The 17,710-nt window shown below is 59.5% G+C and carries 14 protein-coding genes, 1 tRNA gene and 1 riboswitch; of the genes, 8 read left to right on the top strand and 7 right to left on the bottom strand.

The features are described from left to right. The first annotated feature begins 131 nt into the window (after positions 1–131). From HKD32_RS01590 to HKD32_RS01570, 5 genes are all read left to right on the top strand, one after another. A complete protein-coding gene (locus HKD32_RS01590; RefSeq protein ID WP_026017379.1) occupies positions 132–1,049 on the top strand; it encodes a peptidylprolyl isomerase in 918 nt (305 codons plus the stop codon). Between the two features lie 4 nt (positions 1,050–1,053). Next, positions 1,054–2,289 carry a bifunctional glutamate N-acetyltransferase/amino-acid acetyltransferase ArgJ gene (argJ, locus tag HKD32_RS01585; protein ID WP_062024437.1) on the top strand — a complete coding sequence of 412 codons (1,236 nt, stop codon included), beginning with the start codon at positions 1,054–1,056 and terminating at the stop codon, positions 2,287–2,289. Positions 2,290–2,392: 103 nt separating this feature from the next. Beyond that, entirely contained in the window at positions 2,393–3,622 is a 1,230-nt protein-coding gene (locus tag HKD32_RS01580; protein ID WP_062024439.1) for an NAD(P)/FAD-dependent oxidoreductase, read from the top strand. Between the two features lie 50 nt (positions 3,623–3,672). After that, a complete protein-coding gene (locus HKD32_RS01575; RefSeq protein ID WP_194257386.1) occupies positions 3,673–4,422 on the top strand; it encodes a 2OG-Fe dioxygenase family protein in 750 nt (249 codons plus the stop codon). Between the two features lie 70 nt (positions 4,423–4,492). Then, on the top strand, positions 4,493–5,056 hold the full coding sequence (locus HKD32_RS01570) for a hypothetical protein (protein WP_194257385.1): 564 nt from the start codon (positions 4,493–4,495) through the stop codon (positions 5,054–5,056). A gap of 18 nt (positions 5,057–5,074) precedes the next feature. Here HKD32_RS01570 and HKD32_RS01565 read toward each other — a convergent pair. Beyond that, positions 5,075–5,148, bottom strand: a tRNA-Gly gene (locus tag HKD32_RS01565). 110 nt (positions 5,149–5,258) lie between these two features. Further along, positions 5,259–5,338, top strand: a riboswitch (SAM riboswitch). 79 nt (positions 5,339–5,417) lie between these two features. Between HKD32_RS01565 and metZ the strand changes: the two genes are divergently transcribed. From metZ to ispF, 3 genes are read left to right on the top strand one after another with little or no spacing between them, the layout of a single operon-like run. Then, a complete protein-coding gene (gene metZ / locus HKD32_RS01560) occupies positions 5,418–6,611 on the top strand; it encodes an O-succinylhomoserine sulfhydrylase (RefSeq protein WP_061932616.1) in 1,194 nt (397 codons plus the stop codon). A 40-nt stretch (positions 6,612–6,651) separates the two neighbouring features. After that, positions 6,652–7,125 (top strand): Co2+/Mg2+ efflux protein ApaG, encoded by a 474-nt coding sequence (gene apaG, locus HKD32_RS01555; protein WP_010501050.1) that lies wholly within the window; start codon positions 6,652–6,654, stop codon positions 7,123–7,125. 55 nt (positions 7,126–7,180) lie between these two features. Then, positions 7,181–8,347: a 2-C-methyl-D-erythritol 2,4-cyclodiphosphate synthase gene (gene ispF, locus HKD32_RS01550; RefSeq protein WP_061932918.1), complete on the top strand. Its 1,167-nt coding sequence runs from the start codon at positions 7,181–7,183 to the stop codon at positions 8,345–8,347. Positions 8,348–8,466: 119 nt separating this feature from the next. Here the strand turns inward: ispF and HKD32_RS15415 are convergent, their stop codons facing one another. The 6 genes from HKD32_RS15415 to HKD32_RS01525 all read right to left on the bottom strand — a co-directional run bounded on the left by HKD32_RS15415 (position 8,467) and on the right by HKD32_RS01525 (position 17,706). Further along, positions 8,467–8,595, bottom strand: a complete 129-nt coding sequence (locus HKD32_RS15415; RefSeq protein WP_015072348.1) for a hypothetical protein — start codon at positions 8,593–8,595, stop codon at positions 8,467–8,469. Positions 8,596–8,735: 140 nt separating this feature from the next. Next, positions 8,736–9,425, bottom strand: a complete 690-nt coding sequence (locus HKD32_RS01545; RefSeq protein ID WP_061932618.1) for an ATP12 family protein — start codon at positions 9,423–9,425, stop codon at positions 8,736–8,738. Then, positions 9,422–12,004, bottom strand: coding sequence for an AsmA family protein (locus HKD32_RS01540; RefSeq protein ID WP_194257384.1), 2,583 nt, complete (start codon positions 12,002–12,004; stop codon positions 9,422–9,424). The genes HKD32_RS01545 and HKD32_RS01540 overlap by 4 nt, the downstream gene beginning before the upstream one ends. Beyond that, positions 12,004–12,996, bottom strand: a complete 993-nt coding sequence (locus tag HKD32_RS01535; protein ID WP_023944883.1) for an RluA family pseudouridine synthase — start codon at positions 12,994–12,996, stop codon at positions 12,004–12,006. The genes HKD32_RS01540 and HKD32_RS01535 overlap by 1 nt, the downstream gene beginning before the upstream one ends. Then, the gene (locus HKD32_RS01530) at positions 12,993–14,405 is read right to left on the bottom strand and encodes a replication-associated recombination protein A (RefSeq protein WP_194257383.1); all 1,413 of its coding nucleotides are present in this window, start codon (positions 14,403–14,405) and stop codon (positions 12,993–12,995) included. The genes HKD32_RS01535 and HKD32_RS01530 overlap by 4 nt, the downstream gene beginning before the upstream one ends. Before the next feature lie 76 nt (positions 14,406–14,481). Next, positions 14,482–17,706, bottom strand: coding sequence for an AsmA-like C-terminal region-containing protein (locus tag HKD32_RS01525; protein WP_194257382.1), 3,225 nt, complete (start codon positions 17,704–17,706; stop codon positions 14,482–14,484). Between the last annotated feature and the right edge of the window lie 4 nt (positions 17,707–17,710).

Here is a 17,710-nt window from a genome sequence, read left to right as displayed (position 1 = left end):
GAGGTCCACTAAAATGCCCATTTCCGGAGTGTGACGGAATGGTAAGGGGCCGTGCTCTTGCAGGGTTGAGCGCGCTTTGTCATGGTGCTGCCCATTCGTTTTCCTCCTTCTTTATGGTCCGAGGTATTTTCATGCGGCTTTCCCGCTCCACTCTCGCCTGTGCAGCACTTCTGGCTGGCACGTCGGTTTCAGCTCCTCTCGCTTTCGCGGCTCCTGCTGCCCCGGCTGCTGCTCCAGCACCGGCCGCTGCACCCGCTCCGAAGCCGGACATGGTGATCGCAACCGTCAATGGCGAAAAGATTACCCTCGGTGATGTTCAGCAGGCTGCTGGCAACCTGCCGCCGCAGGCCCGTCAGCTTCAGCCGTCCATGCTGATCCCGCTGCTGGTCAACCAGCTCGTCGATCAGAAGGCGATCCAGATCGCTGCTGGCAAGGAAGGTCTGACCAACAAGCCGGAAGTCAAGGCTGCCATGCAGAACGCTGCCAACAGCGCCCTGCAGAATGCCTATCTGGAAGAGAAGGTCGCTCCGCTCGTGACCGATGCGGCTCTGCACGACTACTACCAGACGCACTACGCCAACCAGAAGCCTGAGCAGGAAGTTCACGCTCGCCACATCCTCGTGGAGACGGAAGCACAGGCCAAGGACATCATTGCCCAGCTCAACAAGGGTGCTGACTTCGCGAAGCTTGCTGGCCAGCTGTCCAAGGACAAGGGTTCCGCTGGTGCAAACGGTGGCGATCTTGGCTGGTTCAAGAAGGGTGACATGCTGCCGGCTTTCTCTGACGCCGCTTTCACCATGAAGCCAAACACGATCTCCCAGACACCGGTTCACACGCAGTACGGCTACCATGTGATCCAGGTTCTGGGCACACGGACCGCTCCGATCCCGAGCTTCGACCAGATCCACGATCAGGTTCGTCAGGAACTGATCCGTGATAAGGTCCGCCAGATCGTTCAGCAGGCTGAATCTCAGGTGAAGGTTGTTCACTTCGACGCACAGGGCAAGCCGGTCGCTGATGCCCCGGCTGCAGCTCCAGCCAAGAAGTAAGACCATGGGAAAGCCGATCGCCGTGTCTCCGCTGTCCCGTCCCCTTCCGGACCTTTCAACGGTTGCCGGCGTACGGCTTTCCGCCGTTGCCGCGGGCGTCCGCTATCAGGGCCGAACGGACCTGATGCTGGCGGAATTTGCCCCCGGCACGGTTGTCGCAGGCGTTTACACGCGTAACGCCTGCCCTGGCGCACCCATCCTGTGGTGCCGTCAGGCCCAGACAACCCCCTATGCCCGCGCTCTTCTGGTCAATGCCGGAAACGCCAACGTCTTCACCGGACGTGCGGGCATTCAGGCGTGCGAAGACTGTGCTGATGCTGTCAGCGCCATGTTCGATTGCCCACCGCAGGATGTGTTCCTCGCCTCAACAGGCGTTATTGGCGAGAAACTTCCCCAGCAGCGCATTATTGACGCCCTTCCCGCCGCTCAGGCTGGACTGGACGAGAACAACTGGGAACAGGCTGCCCGCGCCATTATGACGACGGACACCTTCCCGAAGGCTGCCCGCCGTGACGTGACCATCAACGGAACACCCGTTCGCCTTCAGGGCATCGCCAAGGGCTCCGGCATGGTCGCCCCAGACATGGCCACGATGCTGGCTTACGTCGCGACCGACGCCAAAATTCCGCAGAACATTCTCCAGTCCCTGCTGTCAGCCGGTTGCGCCAAGAGCTTCAACGCCATCACGGTCGATTCGGATACGTCCACGTCCGACATGCTGGTATTGTTCGCCACGGGTCTTGCAGACAACGAACCTGTGACCGGCCCGCATGATCCCGCTCTCGCCGAATTTACCGAAGCCCTGAACGACCTGCTTCTGGAGCTTGCCATTCTCGTCGTCCGTGACGGCGAAGGCGCAACGAAGCAGATCCGCGTGGATGTCACAGGGGCTGATTCCGATGTGTCCGCCCACCGCATCGCCCTTTCGATTGCCAACTCGCCTCTGGTCAAAACGGCCATCGCTGGCGAAGACGCAAATTGGGGCCGCGTGGTGATGGCTGTAGGCAAAAGCGGCGAACCCGCAGATCGGGACCGCCTCTCTGTCGCCATGGGCGGCACCTGGATCGCGCGTGAAGGTGGCGTTGTCGAAAACTACGACGAAGCCCCTGTTGTGGCCCACATGAAGGGTCAGGACATCGAAATCACCGTCGATCTCGGACTGGGTGACGGACAGGCCCGCGTGTGGACCTGTGACCTCACGCATGGCTACATCGACATCAACGGGTCCTATCGCAGCTAAAACGCTCAACACGAGAGCGGGAGCAGGGCTTGTGCAGCCCTTCCGCTCCCGTTAGCACAGTGATCGGCCCAATTGGCGGGCGCCCGGTAAGAGGAAACTGTCCATGTCTGCTGCAACTCGTGTCGTTGTTCTCGGTGGCGGAGTCGGAGGTCTGGAGGCCGCGACGGCCCTTGGTCGCCGCAGCAACATTTCCCTGACACTCGTTGATCGCAGCCCGGTCCACTACTGGAAGCCATCCCTGCATGAATTTGCAGCCGGCACGATGCAGCACGACGGCAACTGCATTCCCTTTACAGAAACTGCCGCAAAATTCGGTTTCAACTTCGTTCAGAGCGTTCCCACAGCCGTTGATCGCACAGCCCAGACGGTCACGCTCGAGAACGGCTCGACTCTCCCATACGATTATCTTGTCGTAGCCCTTGGATCGCGCGCCAACGATTTTGGTATTCCCGGAATTGTCGAGCATTGCCGTTTCATCGACAACCTCAATGACGCGGACACACTGTATTCTGAGTTCCGCAAGGCGCTCCAGACGGCCCGCGCAGCCGGTCAGAAGCTGAGCCTCGGTATTGTCGGTGGTGGCGCTACAGGCGTGCAGCTTGCCGCAGAACTCTGCAAGGCCATCGATGAAGCACCGGGTCTGGGTGTATCGGTTCGCAAAAACGGTCTGGATGCCGTCCTGATCGAAACCGGCCCGCGTATTCTTCCGGCCTTTCCTGAAGCCGTCTCCGAAGCGGCTGCGGCACAACTGGAAAAGCTGGGCATTTCCGTTCGCACGGGAGCGATGGTCGTTGGAGCGGATGAAAACGGCTTCAACCTAAAATCGGGCGAGCAGATTCCTGCAACGCTCCGCATATGGGCAGCCGGTGTTCGCGCTTCTGATGCGACAACGCTGTTCGATGGACTTGAGCGTGGTCGTGCAGGACAGCTTGGCGTGACCCAGACTCTCCAGACCACCGAAGACCCCAAGATTTTTGCTATTGGGGACTGTGCCCGCATTGATGCGGCTCCTGTCGCTCCTACAGCACAGGCAGCCCGTCAGCAGGGCCAGTATATCGGTCGTGTACTGCCACAGGTTATCGCCGGGCAGACACCTGCTCCGTTCGTTTACAATGATCGCGGCGCTGTCGTGGCACTGGGTGATTACAATGGCTGGGGTATGCTGGATGCCAACCGCAGCTTTGGCGGTGGCTTGCTCTCCGGTCTTTTTGCCCGTCTGATCCATGAAGGACTGTACCGCCAGCATCAGGCTGGTATCGTAGGCTTGGCAAAAACAGCGTCCACGACGGTTCGGGAACATCTCTCGCCCGTCAAACCAGACCTCGGAGCCTGAACTGCCCGACAGATGTGAGCGTCGGGCATGGCATCACCAAGTGAGCAGACATGACCGACACACCTCTGCCTTCAGCCTTCGACCAGACCGTGCAGCGGGTCGAAACCATTCTTTCTGAAAAAGGTTTCAAGTTCCTGCAAGCGGACACGATGCGTCCGCTTCTTGAACATGAGGGTCTGACGGACTGGGATACGTTTGCCTCAAGCTGGAACGATCTTGGCCTTGATCTTTACATGGCTGATGGGGGACGTTACCGGCGTCGACGTTATGCGACGTTTTCCGTCAATAATGGTCTCATTACCCGCAAAACGCACCAGCCCCATTATCAGAGCCGGGACCACAATCTGCTGAATGGCGGGATCGAACGCTGGTTCGGTGCAATTGAAGACAACATCGCTTCTCACCCCGCAATGCTTGCCGCGATCCGGACTATTAGCCGATTCGCCGATGCCCTGACACCTTCCCAGGAAAAGCCGGAGACCTGGCACACGGAGGTTCACCAGTTCCGCATCGAAGCCAACCCTGACAGCGAAGGGCGCCCAACTCCGGAAGGGATGCACCGCGATGGAGTTGACTGGGTTCTGGTTCTGATGATTGGACGGCACAATGTAGAGCAGGGCGTGACGACCATTCATGACAACCAGAAAGACCTTCTGGGGTCTTTCACCCTGACCAAACCGCTCGACGCCGCCATTGTGGATGATCATCGCGTTTATCACGGCGTCACGGCTGTCACACCCCAAAACCCCAACGAGCCAGCCTATCGGGACGTTCTGGTCATCACGCTTCGGCACGAATAACGTTCGAATCTTTCAAAGCTGGGAATCTGTCATGGATCGTCCGGCGTAATTCCGTGTTAAGAATCATATTATGACGATCCAGCAGATTCTTTCCCGCACCCGGCCTCGCCATCTGGCGCTGCTGGCAGTCTCCTCCCTCGCGATTGCCGCCACGGTAAGCGCCGCGACAACGCATCATCGGGCAAAGCACCATACGCAGCATTCTTCTTCTGCGGCAGCGGGGGCAGCCCCCGTCATTCTGTCTGCCCATCCTGGCACACAGCTTGATATCGATGCCCGCAAGCTGAATTCCGATGATTTGGAAGATGCTGCCAAGCATCACGACCACCCGGTTGTGCTGGTCGGCTCTGCGCCCCTTTCTTCTGGCAAGAATGACGAAGCCCTGTTCGTTCAGCTTCAGTCAGCCCGTCTCTGCGGGTCTGCAGGCTGCACCACGTCCGTCTATCTGCGCCATAACGATAGCTGGAACACGGTTCTGGATTCAGTGAACGGTGATATTTCCGTTCTGCCGACGCGCCATAAAGGCATGCACGATCTTCTGGTTGGCAAGAATGACAAGTGGATCTGGGATGGCAACGAGTATCAGGACACGCTGAGTGCACCGCCCATGCCCAAGATGAACGGACCGAACTGACAATTTTTCAGGGAAATCTGGAGCGGGTGAAGGGAATCGAACCCTCGTATGCAGCTTGGGAAGCTGCCGTTCTACCATTGAACTACACCCGCAATGTCGTCGCTTATATCCTCCCCTCCGCCCCTCTGCAATCCACGCCGAGAGGTGTTGACGCAAAACCACTCCTCGTTTCATAGTCCTGCCCGTCAGGCGGCCTTAAAGACCGTTTGGCCCTCGTGATTTGAGCGGCCGGCTTGCGGCGAGGATAAATAATTGCGCTAAAGAGGCCCTGCGGTTTTCCACCTACGGTTTCCCCAGGACTTCCACGGCCCGCCACATGCTTTTCACCTAAGCGGTGAGAACCTTTGGAGGGACTGATCTTATGTCTTCAGAAAACTGGCGCACAGCCACGCGTCTCCTGCACGACGCCCCCAACCGCACTGAATTCGGTGAAACGTCCGAAGCGCTCTTTCTGACATCCGGCTTCGTTTATGATAGCGCTGAACAAGCTGCTGCTACTTTCACAGGCGATGTCGAGCATTTCCAGTATTCGCGTTTCGGCAACCCAACTGTGGACACGCTTCAGGAGCGTCTGGCCCTTCTGGAAGGCGCTGAAGCCTGTATCGCCACGTCCACAGGCATGGGCGCGGTGTCGTCAGCCCTTCTGGCGCATGTCAAAACCGGGGAGCGTGTTGTAGCGTCCCGCGCGATCTTTGGCTCCTGCTACTGGATCGTCACGGTACTTCTGCCGCGCTACGGCATCGAGACCGAACTGGTCGATGGCGACGATTACGACGCCTGGGAAAAGGCACTTTCGCGCCCAACCGCCGCCGTTCTGATCGAAAGCCCGTCCAACCCGATGCTGGATGTTCTCGATATCCAGCGTATTGCGGACCTCGCCCACAAGGCGGGTGCCCTGCTGATGGTGGACAACGTCTTCGCTTCCCCGATCGGTCAGTCCCCGCTCAAGCTGGGTGCAGACGTCGTGCTGTACTCCTGTACGAAGCATATTGACGGTCAGGGACGCGTCCTGGGCGGTGCCGTTCTGGGCAACGACACATGGATCAAGGAGACGCTCCAGCCGTTCACCCGAAACACGGGTAACGCCCTGTCTCCGTTCAATGCCTGGGTGCTTCTCAAGGGCCTCGAAACTCTCAAGCTTCGGGCCGAAGCCATGGCGCGCAATGCGGCTGCCGTTGCCGATGCGCTGGCAGCACTTCCGGGCGTCGTAAACGTTCGTTATCCGGGTCGTGTCGACCATCCGCAGCATGACCTTGCTCAGAAGCAGATGAATAACGGTGGCTCTCTGGTGGCCTTTGAGGTCGAAAACGGCAAAGCCGGTGCCTTTGCCTGCCTCAACGCTTTCGGTCTGATTGCGATTTCCAACAATCTTGGTGATGCCCGCAGCCTCGCGACCCATCCGGCCACAACGACCCATATGCGCGTCAGTGAAGAAGAACGCGCACGTCTGGGCATTACGGATGGCGTGATCCGTCTGTCCGTCGGGCTTGAAGACGCAGCCGACCTGATTGCAGACGTCACGGCCGGTGCTGCCGCGGCTCACGCTGCAAAATAAGTTTCCTGACAAAAATGCGGGATGACATTAGAATGGCCTCATGCCTGACAAGTCATCCCACCCTCACCTCCTGTCGGACCCGGAAACGGCGCTGGCCGAAGCCATGGATAATGCGCCCCGTTTCAGCCAGATAACAGACGACGTGACCGTCACGGTTCGGACGTTCTGGCTGGACGACCAATCCCATCCGGAAGACCACCGCTTTGCGTGGGCCTACCATATTTGCATCGAAAATGGCCGGAAGGAGACCTTCCAGCTCATTTCCCGCAGTTGGGAAATCGTGGATGGCCTTGGGCGTATTGAACACGTTCATGGCGATGGAGTGGTGGGAGAACAGCCTATCATTCCCGCGAAAGACCAGTTCGACTACACGTCAGGCGCCATGCTCACGACGCCGGGTGGCTTCATGCGGGGCACGTATCACATGCTTGAACCCGTCTCCGGACAACGTTTCGACGTGCAGATTCCCACATTCAGCCTCGACAGCCCCCATGGCGAGGGACTTCTACACTGATGCGGCCTGACGCGCGGGCTTGACGTTCAGCCCCCCGCGGCCCATTCCTGCGCCCATGCGTATCGCCGCCCTTCTTCTCGCCGCCGGTCGTGGTCGGCGATTTGCCGCCGCTTCACCCGAGGGTGAAGGTTCCAGCAAGCAGTTCCGGATGCTACGGGGCAAACCCGTCATCCGCCGCGCTGCAGAAGCTCTCCTGCCGCATGTAGATGTTCTTCTGCCAGTCGGAGACGATCCCCTGCTGGCCGAAAGCCTTGCTGGACTGAATGTTCTGCCACCCGTTGCGGGCGGTGCAGAACGTCACGACAGCGTGCGGAACGGGCTGGAAACGCTCGCCAACCTGCCAGAGCCGCCGGATCTTGTGCTGGTTCATGATGGTGCGCGCCCCTGCGTACCACCGGAAGTAGTTCAGAATGTCATTGAGGCGCTGAAAACCCATGCGGGCGTGATTCCCGCCGTTGCGGTCAGCGATACCATCAAAAAAGTCCGGGACGGCATCATCATCGATACGGTCCCGCGCGAAAACCTGTGGCGCGCACAGACGCCGCAGGGCTTCCATTTCCCGACCCTGCTCGAGCTGCATCGCACCCACCGCGATGCCCGCACCGACGATGCAGCCCTGCTTGAACAGGGTGGCCATCCGGTCGCGATCGTTCAGGGATCGGACAACAATATCAAACTGACAGTTGCGGAGGATCTGATGCGTCTTGAAGGTGTAATCGACGGCAACCTGCTGCCCCGCGTCGGGCTTGGCTACGACGTTCACGCATTCGAGGAAGGCCGCAAGCTGATCCTCTGCGGGATTGAAATTCCGCACACAAAGGGCCTCGCTGGCCATTCGGACGCCGATGTCGGCATCCACACGCTTTGTGATGCCATTTATGGTGCACTGGCTGAGGGTGACATTGGCCGCCACTTCCCGCCGACAGACAACGAGTGGAAGGACATGGATTCGGCCCGTTTCCTCGTCCATGCCGGTGAGCGCATTCGTGCCCGTGGTGGCTTCCTCGTGAACGCAGACATTACGCTGATCTGCGAGCGCCCCAAGATCGGCCCGCATGCCCAGGCCATGCAGGAGCGTCTGGCAGAACTGCTTCAGGTCAATGTCAGCCGCATTTCCGTGAAGGCCACGACATCCGAGCGTCTGGGCTTCACGGGCCGTGAAGAAGGAATTGCGGCCACGGCTGCTGTCAGCATCATGGTACCGGACAACGGAGACGCCTGAGCGTCTTCAGCTATTTCTGTTTTTAGAGAGAGCCCGCTTCTCCGTGGAAGTGGGCTTTTTTCATGCCTTCACACTCAGGAGGACATGTCAGGCAAATAAACTGCGAGGCGACGGGCGCCTCAGCCGTGAATAGCGCAGACAACAACAATAATCGGCGTTGCTGCCAGAAGTAGCCATGCTCCCATGGAACACTTCGCTACAAGGCGTGTACCCATGTGGCGCATGGGGCGACTGACGGATACCGACATATCTTCCTCGACTCTGACGTTACAGGACAGATCGGAAATTGCGTCATAACTTCCCTCAGAAGCCAGTCACTAATCATCTCGTTCTGTCACAGCGCCAGATGCGCCCCGAATATGGCAACATCATGCCTCACACGGAAAATTCAGCCCTCTCGTGCAAAACCAAGAAATGTCAGAGCCTCAGTCGTATCCTGCTCCCGTGTCATCATGACGCGGAACAGTTCATCGTCCCGGCCCCAGACTTCAAGCTGTCGGCGCTCATCGGCGTTAGCAACGGAGATGGTCGCCTCTCTGCTGATCGTCCCCGAAACAAGAGCCAGAGCCAGAAGAAGACTTCCAAAACTCTGCGTCAGGACGCCCAGCACCGCCAGTTCGGCCTCATTCTGTTGAGCCAGAAGGCGCTCCAGCCCCGTAATGTAATCACCTGATTGCGTGATCGGCATAAGACCGTCTGTAACAATTGGTCGGATGCCTTCCTTGGCGAGCCATTCCAAAACACGCTCTACGGTCGAGTCGGGCTTCTCTTTGCGATAGCAGAGACCATCATCGAGTCCATGGCGGAGCAGGGTCTCCCGGGCCTCGACCAGATCGGGACGAATCCGTTCGATCATGGTGCCTGCGATGCGGGTCAGAGGCAGTTGCTCTGGCGTGAATGCCTCATTGTCCGGGATACGACTCCATTCGGCGACCAGCGCCTGCCCCAATGACCGTGAAGGGACAGCCAATACGGTGCCTTTCGGCAACCGGATTGGACGACCGTCCAGTTCCGGGCCGAACAAGCCGTCCTGCTCCCCGAGTGTCACGCTTTTCCAGAAACGCTTGCGACTGCTCAATGGAGGACTCCCAATGCACGCAGGATGTCGCCTGCCTTGTTATGATGATGAGGCTGTTCGGAAACAGGTGGGCCCGCCTGCCCTTCGCGGGCGGCAGCCAGCGCGGATGTACAGGGATCCGCGACCGGGCCATCCCCGATCGACAGCTGGAACCGCCCGTTTCCATCCCGATCCTGCTGGGCCTGAGGCTCAGAAATGGTTCCCGTGACGATCACCGGCGTTGAGGCTCCAGCACTTTCGAAATCAAGGCTTGGAACCAGATGCAGCGTCATCTCCTGTGAGCCGAGATGAACCTCGCCATGTCCCTGCGTCGAAAAGCGCCCTGATTGCAGACCGATTGTGTCCAACGTGGCGACATCTTCCGCAAACGTCATGTGCAGCCCGAGACAGCGGAGTGGGCGCGCACCGCTGCCTAGCAGAGAACCTGCCCCTGACCCGGCAATCCGTCCCAGAATCTGGCTGTCCACCTTTCCGTCTACCATGGAAACTCCCAGATGGCCGGTCAGGGACTGACGGAGTGTCTCCAGCGTTTCACCCTGCCCCCTGACATCCCCTGCGACCTGAACCGGCCCCTGAAGCAGCAGAGGCAACTTCAAGCTGTCCTCCAGCAATCCGACAGGCAGCACCAGAGGTTGGAACGTGAAATGTGCCGTGACCGGCAGCTTCGAGGCATCAAGATCAACCTGACCGGACAAGGTCAGCCCCTGTCCCTGCCCCGAAATCGGGTCAAGACGCAGATGGCCGTCGGACACTGTCAGATGGGTCGCAAGATTGGTGTAATCGTGGCTGTAGAAGACAACCCGGTCCAGCGTCAGGTGCAGATCAAGATCCTGCGCCCGCAAACGCTTGACCCATGCTGGCACCACAGCCTCCGGGCCAGCGGACGCCTCCGGCGCAGCAGGCACGGCAGATTGGTCCTGTGTCTGTACAGGATGGGTGGCGACAGTCTTTGCCGCCTCTGTCGGTAACGGGACGGCAGGAGATTGCGGAGACACAGGAACAGATTTTCGGTCCTGCTCTGCCTGGGTCTGGGCAATCCAGAGACCACGGATGGCATCCAGATCAAGCTGCGTGGCATGGAGATGGCCATTCAGCAGGGGCGTTGTATCGTCCCCTGTCAGAAGATGCAGCGTGCCATCCACATCCACTTCGTGGCTCTTGAACGCAAATCCGTTCAGCGTTGCTTCGCTCAGGCCCTTGCTGTCCAGCGTCCCCTGAAGAGACACATCATGCAGCACTGCCTTGGGCAGATGCAGGGTCCGGGCACCACCTTGCACGCCAAAATGGCTTGCCTCCGCACCAAGCGTTCCGGACATCGTAACCCGGGCTTCATCCTGCGCGTTAACCGGCAGCGCCTTTTCAGTCCCACTGACAGCCGCAGTCAGAGACAGCGGAAGCGAGCGCAGTTCAGCCTCAACGGGAACTGTGGTCTGTCCATGATCGCGCCAGGCATGAACCGCCTGTTCCAGCGTTCCAGCCTTCCCCGCCAGACGCCAGCCCATGTCGCGCCATACCACATCTGCTGCGACTGAAAGCGGCGCTGTGGGCGCATCAGCATCAAGATGCAGGTTGCTAAGTGTGGCGCCTCGGACAGTCAGCCCAGCGGCATGAAGGTGCATCCGCCCTGGAACAAGGCTCTGGAGCAGAGCCTGCCCCTTATCCGCCCAGTCCGCATCCGTCAGTTCTCCGGCATCGCCCTGAACCGAAAACTCGCCCCCCAGACCGCGCACATCCGGCAGATTTGCATGTGGGAACAGGCGATGCGCGTCCTGCAGGTTTGGCCACTCGCCCTGAGCGGTCAATGCCAAACCGCGCAGATGGGGAACGTCATGAATCTGGCCATCCACGTTCAGCCAGTCCCGCTTTGCATCCGTGCCGAGCGTCGACCCAAGACTGAACGTCCATGGCTTTGCCTCGGAGCGCAGCAGCGACAGATCACCTACATGCCCCTGAAGCGTGAAGGGCGTTGGCCCATGGCTTCCTTGCAGGTTAATCCATGGGCTGGGACTACGAAGGCCGGCGAGATCCATCGTTCCGATCAGGAAGGATCCGCTCATGCCTTTCAGGTCGTCCCGCCATTGGACGCTACTGTTCGTCAGATGCAGGGCATCCAGCGACAGGTTCCAGTGAACCTGAACGCGCTCTCCAATATGCCTGCGAACAGGAAGCGGAGCATTTTCATCGCTACTATCAGTCTGGACAGGTCGGTTGAGAGACCAGTTGGCCCTCCCGTCCCGATCACGCTCCAGCGAAAGCGTGGCACCATCAACGACAAAGTCCTGAAAACGGACCTCCCGGTGCAGAAGCGCCAGAACCGACAGACCCGCATGAACGGTTCTGGCCTGGAAAACAGGCTTCTGCCCCGGACGTTGCAGAACAAGGTTCCGGGCTTCAAAGGACGGCCATGGCAGGATCTGGATGGATGATCCTTCAACGGCCATGGACAGGCCCGTCTCTTTCTTCAGGGCGTCAGCCACACGCTGGCGCAGCACATCCTGGTCGATCAGTTCATGTGCGGCAATGCTGGCGCCCACAAAGGCAACGATGACCCCGATGAGCGCGCCAGTGAGTTTCCTCATTATTTTGCAGGCCCTTTGTTTCCCTTGATTCGCTTGGGTGCCGGTGTCTCCCCGGGCACAAACCCAAGCGAACGGAACGTCTCACGCATATGCGGCGGCAACGGGGCCGTGACGATCAGGCGCCCTCCCGCCGGATGCGGAATATCGAGCTGGCGGGCATGGAGATGCAGCCGGTCGATGAACCCTTCCGGATGGGCGGCCTTCCCGCCATAGCGCGGATCACCAACGATGGGCGTGCCAAGGGATTCGCAATGAACGCGAAGCTGATGCGTCCGACCCGTCAGCGGAGACAGGGCTAGCCAGGAAAACTTCTTTCCGGCCGCATCAATCGTCTCGTACTCGCTCTTGGCCGACACGGCATCTTCTTCCCCACGGGAGGCAGCGACCACGAGAGCCGCTCCCCCTGCGCCGATTTTGGCGAGCGGCTGGTCAATGATGCCGGAAGCCTGCGCCGGACGGCCCACAACGATCGCCCAGTACGTTTTGCCGACATCACGCCCACGGAATGCGGCTGCCAGCTTGGCGGCCACGCCCGGCGTACGGGCGATCAGAAGGATACCGGACGTGTCACGGTCGATGCGATGCACAAGGCGCGGGCGGTCCCCATCTTCCTTCCGCAGACCATCGAGCATCATGTCCACATGCTTGGTGATGCCGGGGCCACCCTGCGTGGCGAGACCGGATGGCTTGTCCAGAACCAGAAGATGATCGTCCTGATAGATCACCATCTTTTCGATTTCGCGCACCAGCATCGGATCTGGCGGGGGAAGCGGTGCGGGCTGGCTTATATCCGGCAATGGCGGAATACGGACGCTCTGCCCCGGTGCGAGACGGGAGTTGGTCTGCACACGTCCCCCATCGACGCGGACTTGCCCTGTCCGGCACAGCTTCTGAAGCGCGCCCTGCGTGAGATTGGGGTAGTGACGACGGAACCAGCGGTCGAGGCGCAGATCGGCTTCGTCTTCGGTAACAATACGGTTGGAAACTTTCATGGCTCGCGGGATGCCCTTTTGGCGGCCCGTATGTCCAGAAGTTTTCTGATACGGCCCTCGTAACCCCGGTCTGTCGGCTGATAGAGCGAGACCCGCTCCATGCCCTCCGGGAAATAGTTTTGACCCGAAAAGGCGTCTTCGGAGTCATGATCGTATTCATAGCCCTTGCCGTACCCGATGTCTTTCATCAGGGCCGTTGGGGCGTTAAGAATATGGGAAGGCGGCATCAGGCTTCCGGTTTCCCGAGCCAGCTTTCTCGCCGCCTTATAGGCCATGTAAACGGCATTGGACTTCGGGGCCGTCGCCAGATGAACGACTACCTGCGCCAGAGCCAATTCTCCTTCCGGGGAGCCAAGCCGTTCGTAAGTCTGCCATGCCGCAACGGCCATTGGCAGGGCATTCGGGTCCGCCTGTCCCACGTCTTCCGCCGCAAAGCGCGTCAGGCGGCGGGCGATATAGCGTGGATCTTCGCCCCCTTCGAGCATACGGGCGAACCAGTACAGCCCCGCATCCGGGTCACTGCCACGTAGGGATTTATGGAGCGCGGAAATGAGATTGTAGTGCTCTTCGCGGTCCCGGTCGTACAGCACCGCCCGGCGGGACAGAAGCGCTGCCAGATCCTTCGGCGTGAGCGCCCGGTTCGGGTCCAGCACGACGAGCTGTTCCACCATATTCAGAAGATAGCGCCCGTCCCCGTCCGCCATGGCCCGCAGGCTGGCACGCGCTTCACGATCCAATGGCAGGCGATGACTGACTTCTTCTTCCGCCCGGCGCAGAAGGGCTTCCAGACTGGCGTCGTCCAAGCGGTTCAGCACTAGAACCTGACATCGGGACAGAAGAGCCGCATTCAGGGCGAAAGACGGGTTCTCCGTTGTTGCACCGACAAGCACGACCGTGCCGCGCTCGACATAGGGCAAGAATCCATCCTGCTGAGCGCGGTTGAAACGATGGATTTCATCTACGAACAGCAGAGTTCCGCGACCCGTTGCTTCCTGCCTTTTATCCGCCTCATCAAAGGCCTTTCGCAGTTCTGCCACGCCAGAGAAGACAGCAGAAATCTGGGAATAGAAAAGATTGGCTTTCCCAGCCAGCAGGCGTGCAATCGTCGTCTTGCCGCATCCCGGCCCTCCCCAGAGGATCAGGCTGGAGAGCGTCCCTCGCGCCAGCATCCGCGTCAGGGTGCCTTCAGGGCCAAGAAGATGATCCTGCCCCCGCACTTCTTCGAGTGTTTTTGGACGCAGACGGTCCGCCAGAGGCTGTGTCCGCGATGGCGCGCGGGCTGGCATTCTGGGAGCTTCGACTGGACGAGACGGCTGGACAGGGCGCGAGGGTTGCGCCTCACGTCGTGGGGGCGTTTCCCTGCCGCTGGGGCCGGGCGTCGTCCCGAACAGATCCGTCATGTCCGTCATGGCTGCCTCCTGATACGGGAACGATCATAGAACTCCCGTCCCTATTTCGGAACCACTGCGCCCCGAAGGAAGAGGCTTATTCCATAATCTTCCGCAGAACGCCCGGAAGCAGCATGGACAGCGGATTGACCGTCATTTGAGGCTGCCCAACGGTACCCTTAACGTCAAAGGTCGCCGCAAGCAGGCCTCCACCCTTTTCAGGCGCCAGAATATGCCCAACCCCCGGCAGCTTGCCCGGAAGCGCATTCAGGCCGAACAGCGGCACAATGGTGCCGTGCAGATCCACAACAGACGTATCGAGATCAACCGGCCCTTCGACCGTTGCGCCAAGAGCCTGATTGCCGATTGTCCCGTCATGCAGGGTCAGTTTCCGCCCTTCAAGACTGAGTTTCGTTGAAACGCGCTTCACCTGAAACCGATCCATATGGCTCTGACTCCAGTGAAGCGGGGACAGATCCGAAATAGCCGTCAGTGTGAACGGAGGCTGGAGGAACTCGAAGGGACCAATATCCAAATGCCCGCGGAATGGTGGAAGGCCGAGACCAAGCCCCGATGAGCCAGCTTTGCTGCGCAGGAAATTTCCATCCAGATGCGCGACGCCGCCACCGATCCGGTCATACAGCCCCAGTTCTTTCAGCAGAATACCAAGATTGTCCACATCCAGCACGAATGGCTGCTGCTGCCCGGTATCCGCCAGCACAGCCCGCACACGAGAGGGCGCATCCAAAGCAAAACGGCCTGAAACAAGCGCGCCGTGACGGAGCTCCAGATGGGACACAACCCCCCCGACCATACCTTTCGGCCCGAAATAGACACGAGGCGCCCGAACATCGATAGACCAGCCCTGATCCGCATTGTCAGGCGTGCTGGGGCTTCCTGCCTCTCGTGTTGCGGCTTCTCTTGCGTCCTGCACGGCCTTGCGGGTCGCGGGATCAAACAACGGGGCCAGATCCAGAGGGTCCGCATCCAGAGCAATATGCACCGGGTCAGACGGCTGGTCTGGCAGCATGATCCGGGCACTTCCGGCGCTCCGCCCCAGCCGGAAGCCTTCAATGACAATACCGTTCAGCTTGCCGTTCTGTGTCACGCCCCGACCGGCAATGTCCAGCGTTTTGCCATGGGCCTGCAAACCGTCCAGGGCCACCATATCGTGGCCCTGCAACGCAATATGCCCTGTTGCAACAGCCGCTTCACCTACCGGCTTGGTCCAGACCGGCACCGTAATTCCCGCCTGCTCCATATCAAGCGACAGGGCAAGGTCAGCGAGAGAGCTGGCATGTTCGATGTAATGCGCGGACAGCGTGGCATGTCCGGTGAAAAGCCCTGCCGGAACCAGATGCGCTTTTACGGCAGACAGCGGATCGAGGAACGCCTTTGCCTGAATATCCTGTAAAACCCGTTCCGGAGCGCCTTTCCGGAAATTCTCATTCACAACGACATGAACGGGAATCCCCCTCAGACGCCCATCTGCAGTAAGAGCCAGTCCACTTTCGGTTGCGGAAAGCGTGCCGGACGCCTCATCAACGGCATGCCCCATCAACACGTTCCCCAGATGCACGCTGGCAAAGGAGGCCTTGGCCTGGACGTGCATGTCCTCATCCTGAACATGCGACGTCAGCGGCAACGTCAGCCGCGCAGACGCATCGACAGATCCGGAGGGGTCCGTAAATGGTAACGGGTGCTTGGACAGCAGGTGCAATCTCGGGTGTGACAGGATATCTCTGAACGCCGGCAGAGAGCCTTTCAAATGAGCACTGATATCTCCCGTCGTCGGGCCTTTTTCGTAGAGATTTCCAAGACGGACTTCCCCATCCGCAACTTTGATCGGCCCGCTCTCGGTCGCTTGTGTTCCATGCTGGAAACGCACAACCAAGGTATCGAATCCGTCAAATCCTAGCGTAGCGTCCAGCCCCGTCGCTGGAGCAATCGGACGGAGCCAATGAACTGTCAGATCATCGCCCAGCAGTTGCCCGTCCATACTGGTGGGCAGGACATGCTTGAAGCCGTTATTCGAATGAATATGCGTGCGAACCTGCAGATCATGCCCGCGGCCATGCGTAATATTGGCGACGATCCATTTCCGGCCGCCTTTAATCAGGCCAGCAGGCCAGACATTTCCAAGAGTGGCAAAATTAAAACCATCCAGGGCAGTCGTAGCATCACCGTCCAGCACCTTTGGATGTTTGAGGTCATCCACTGTCAGAGCTGCCGTCGCCTGGAGATGCGTCAGTGCTCCATGAGTATCGGCAAGCATCAGCTTCAGGGTTGGAACAGTAAAAGAGGCGGGTCCCTGTGTCCCCGGCGATGTCATGTGAAGATTGATCTGGGCCTCACCACCACGCAGATCAATCGGCTCATCATCGCCCTGCCGGACATGCCCATTTCCAAGCATCAGGTGCAGCGCCAGACTGGATGGAAGTTCGCCCATCCCATGGGGCACCACCTGCATGTCCGCAGCAAGAGTGAGCGGAACGTCCCAGTTCGCCAACCCCTTGCTGAAAACACTCAATCCCTCTGGACGGAAAGACGTGGACGTCAGGTGCCATTCGCCCATCCGGGGAGATCTCTGACCACCTTTTGCCGTCAGAACCGTCTGGAACGATCCCACACGCACGGAACTGGTCCACCAGCCGTTCCAGAGATAATCCTTGGACGCAGCCGCAACTTTCAGGCGTTGGCCGTGAGCTTCAATCGGCCCCAGCAGCAAGGACTGACCATCCGGCAAACCTAAAAGCGTTATCGACACATTCCGCAGATCGACTGCAGCCAGACGGTCCATCTGGGTCGGAACACCCCGTCCGCCATGTTTTTGAGACGGCAGATCAAGGTCAATGTCCCCATTGGCTTGTCGACGCAGCACGAGGGAAACATCCTGAAGTCGCAGCCGACGCGGGGCAAGAATACCATGAAGCAAAGGCGCAAGTGCCAGAACGGTATCCGCTTCCCCGGCTGTTTCAGCAACCGTGCCATCCAGACGCGTCACCGTGAGACCGCGCGCCTCCAGCATCAGCCCTGCAGAGATCCCACCAGAACTGGGCTGCCACTGAACGCGAAGCCTAGACCATGCCAGACGGCCTGCGGGATGACCGGGCTTCTTGCCTGCCACCACGGGAATTGGCTCGATCAGGCGGGAAATGGGGGTGACGTCTACGGGGCCGTGCGCCAGCTTCCACAACAGCAGGGTCCCTGCCGCTCCGGCAACTGCGACAGGAGCGGTCAGCACAAGACAGACCCAACGTGCAACGCTCAGGTGTCGCGGAAGGCAGAACGGTCCAGGTGAATAAGGATCAGGCAGGGTCATGTCT

Source organism: Gluconobacter japonicus, from assembly GCF_015244665.1.
Classification (GTDB): domain Bacteria; phylum Pseudomonadota; class Alphaproteobacteria; order Acetobacterales; family Acetobacteraceae; genus Gluconobacter; species Gluconobacter japonicus.
Note: the sequence above shows the minus strand (reverse complement) of the source record. Positions and strands in the feature narration are given on the sequence as shown.

Bases quoted from the DNA above. Each gene is read 5' to 3' on its own strand.
- HKD32_RS01540 (WP_194257384.1), bottom strand. From the start codon at position 12,004: ATGAGGAAACTCACTGGCGCGCTCATCGGGGTCATCGTTGCCTTTGTG.
- ispF (WP_061932918.1), top strand. From the start codon at position 7,181: ATGCGTATCGCCGCCCTTCTTCTCGCCGCCGGTCGTGGTCGGCGATTT.
- HKD32_RS15415 (WP_015072348.1), bottom strand. From the start codon at position 8,595: ATGTCGGTATCCGTCAGTCGCCCCATGCGCCACATGGGTACACGCCTT.
- HKD32_RS01570 (WP_194257385.1), top strand. From the start codon at position 4,493: ATGACGATCCAGCAGATTCTTTCCCGCACCCGGCCTCGCCATCTGGCG.
- HKD32_RS01535 (WP_023944883.1), bottom strand. From the start codon at position 12,996: ATGAAAGTTTCCAACCGTATTGTTACCGAAGACGAAGCCGATCTGCGC.
- metZ (WP_061932616.1), top strand. From the start codon at position 5,418: ATGTCTTCAGAAAACTGGCGCACAGCCACGCGTCTCCTGCACGACGCC.
- HKD32_RS01580 (WP_062024439.1), top strand. From the start codon at position 2,393: ATGTCTGCTGCAACTCGTGTCGTTGTTCTCGGTGGCGGAGTCGGAGGT.
- apaG (WP_010501050.1), top strand. From the start codon at position 6,652: ATGCCTGACAAGTCATCCCACCCTCACCTCCTGTCGGACCCGGAAACG.
- HKD32_RS01525 (WP_194257382.1), bottom strand. From the start codon at position 17,706: ATGACCCTGCCTGATCCTTATTCACCTGGACCGTTCTGCCTTCCGCGA.
- HKD32_RS01530 (WP_194257383.1), bottom strand. From the start codon at position 14,405: ATGACGGACATGACGGATCTGTTCGGGACGACGCCCGGCCCCAGCGGC.
- HKD32_RS01590 (WP_026017379.1), top strand. From the start codon at position 132: ATGCGGCTTTCCCGCTCCACTCTCGCCTGTGCAGCACTTCTGGCTGGC.
- HKD32_RS01575 (WP_194257386.1), top strand. From the start codon at position 3,673: ATGACCGACACACCTCTGCCTTCAGCCTTCGACCAGACCGTGCAGCGG.
- argJ (WP_062024437.1), top strand. From the start codon at position 1,054: ATGGGAAAGCCGATCGCCGTGTCTCCGCTGTCCCGTCCCCTTCCGGAC.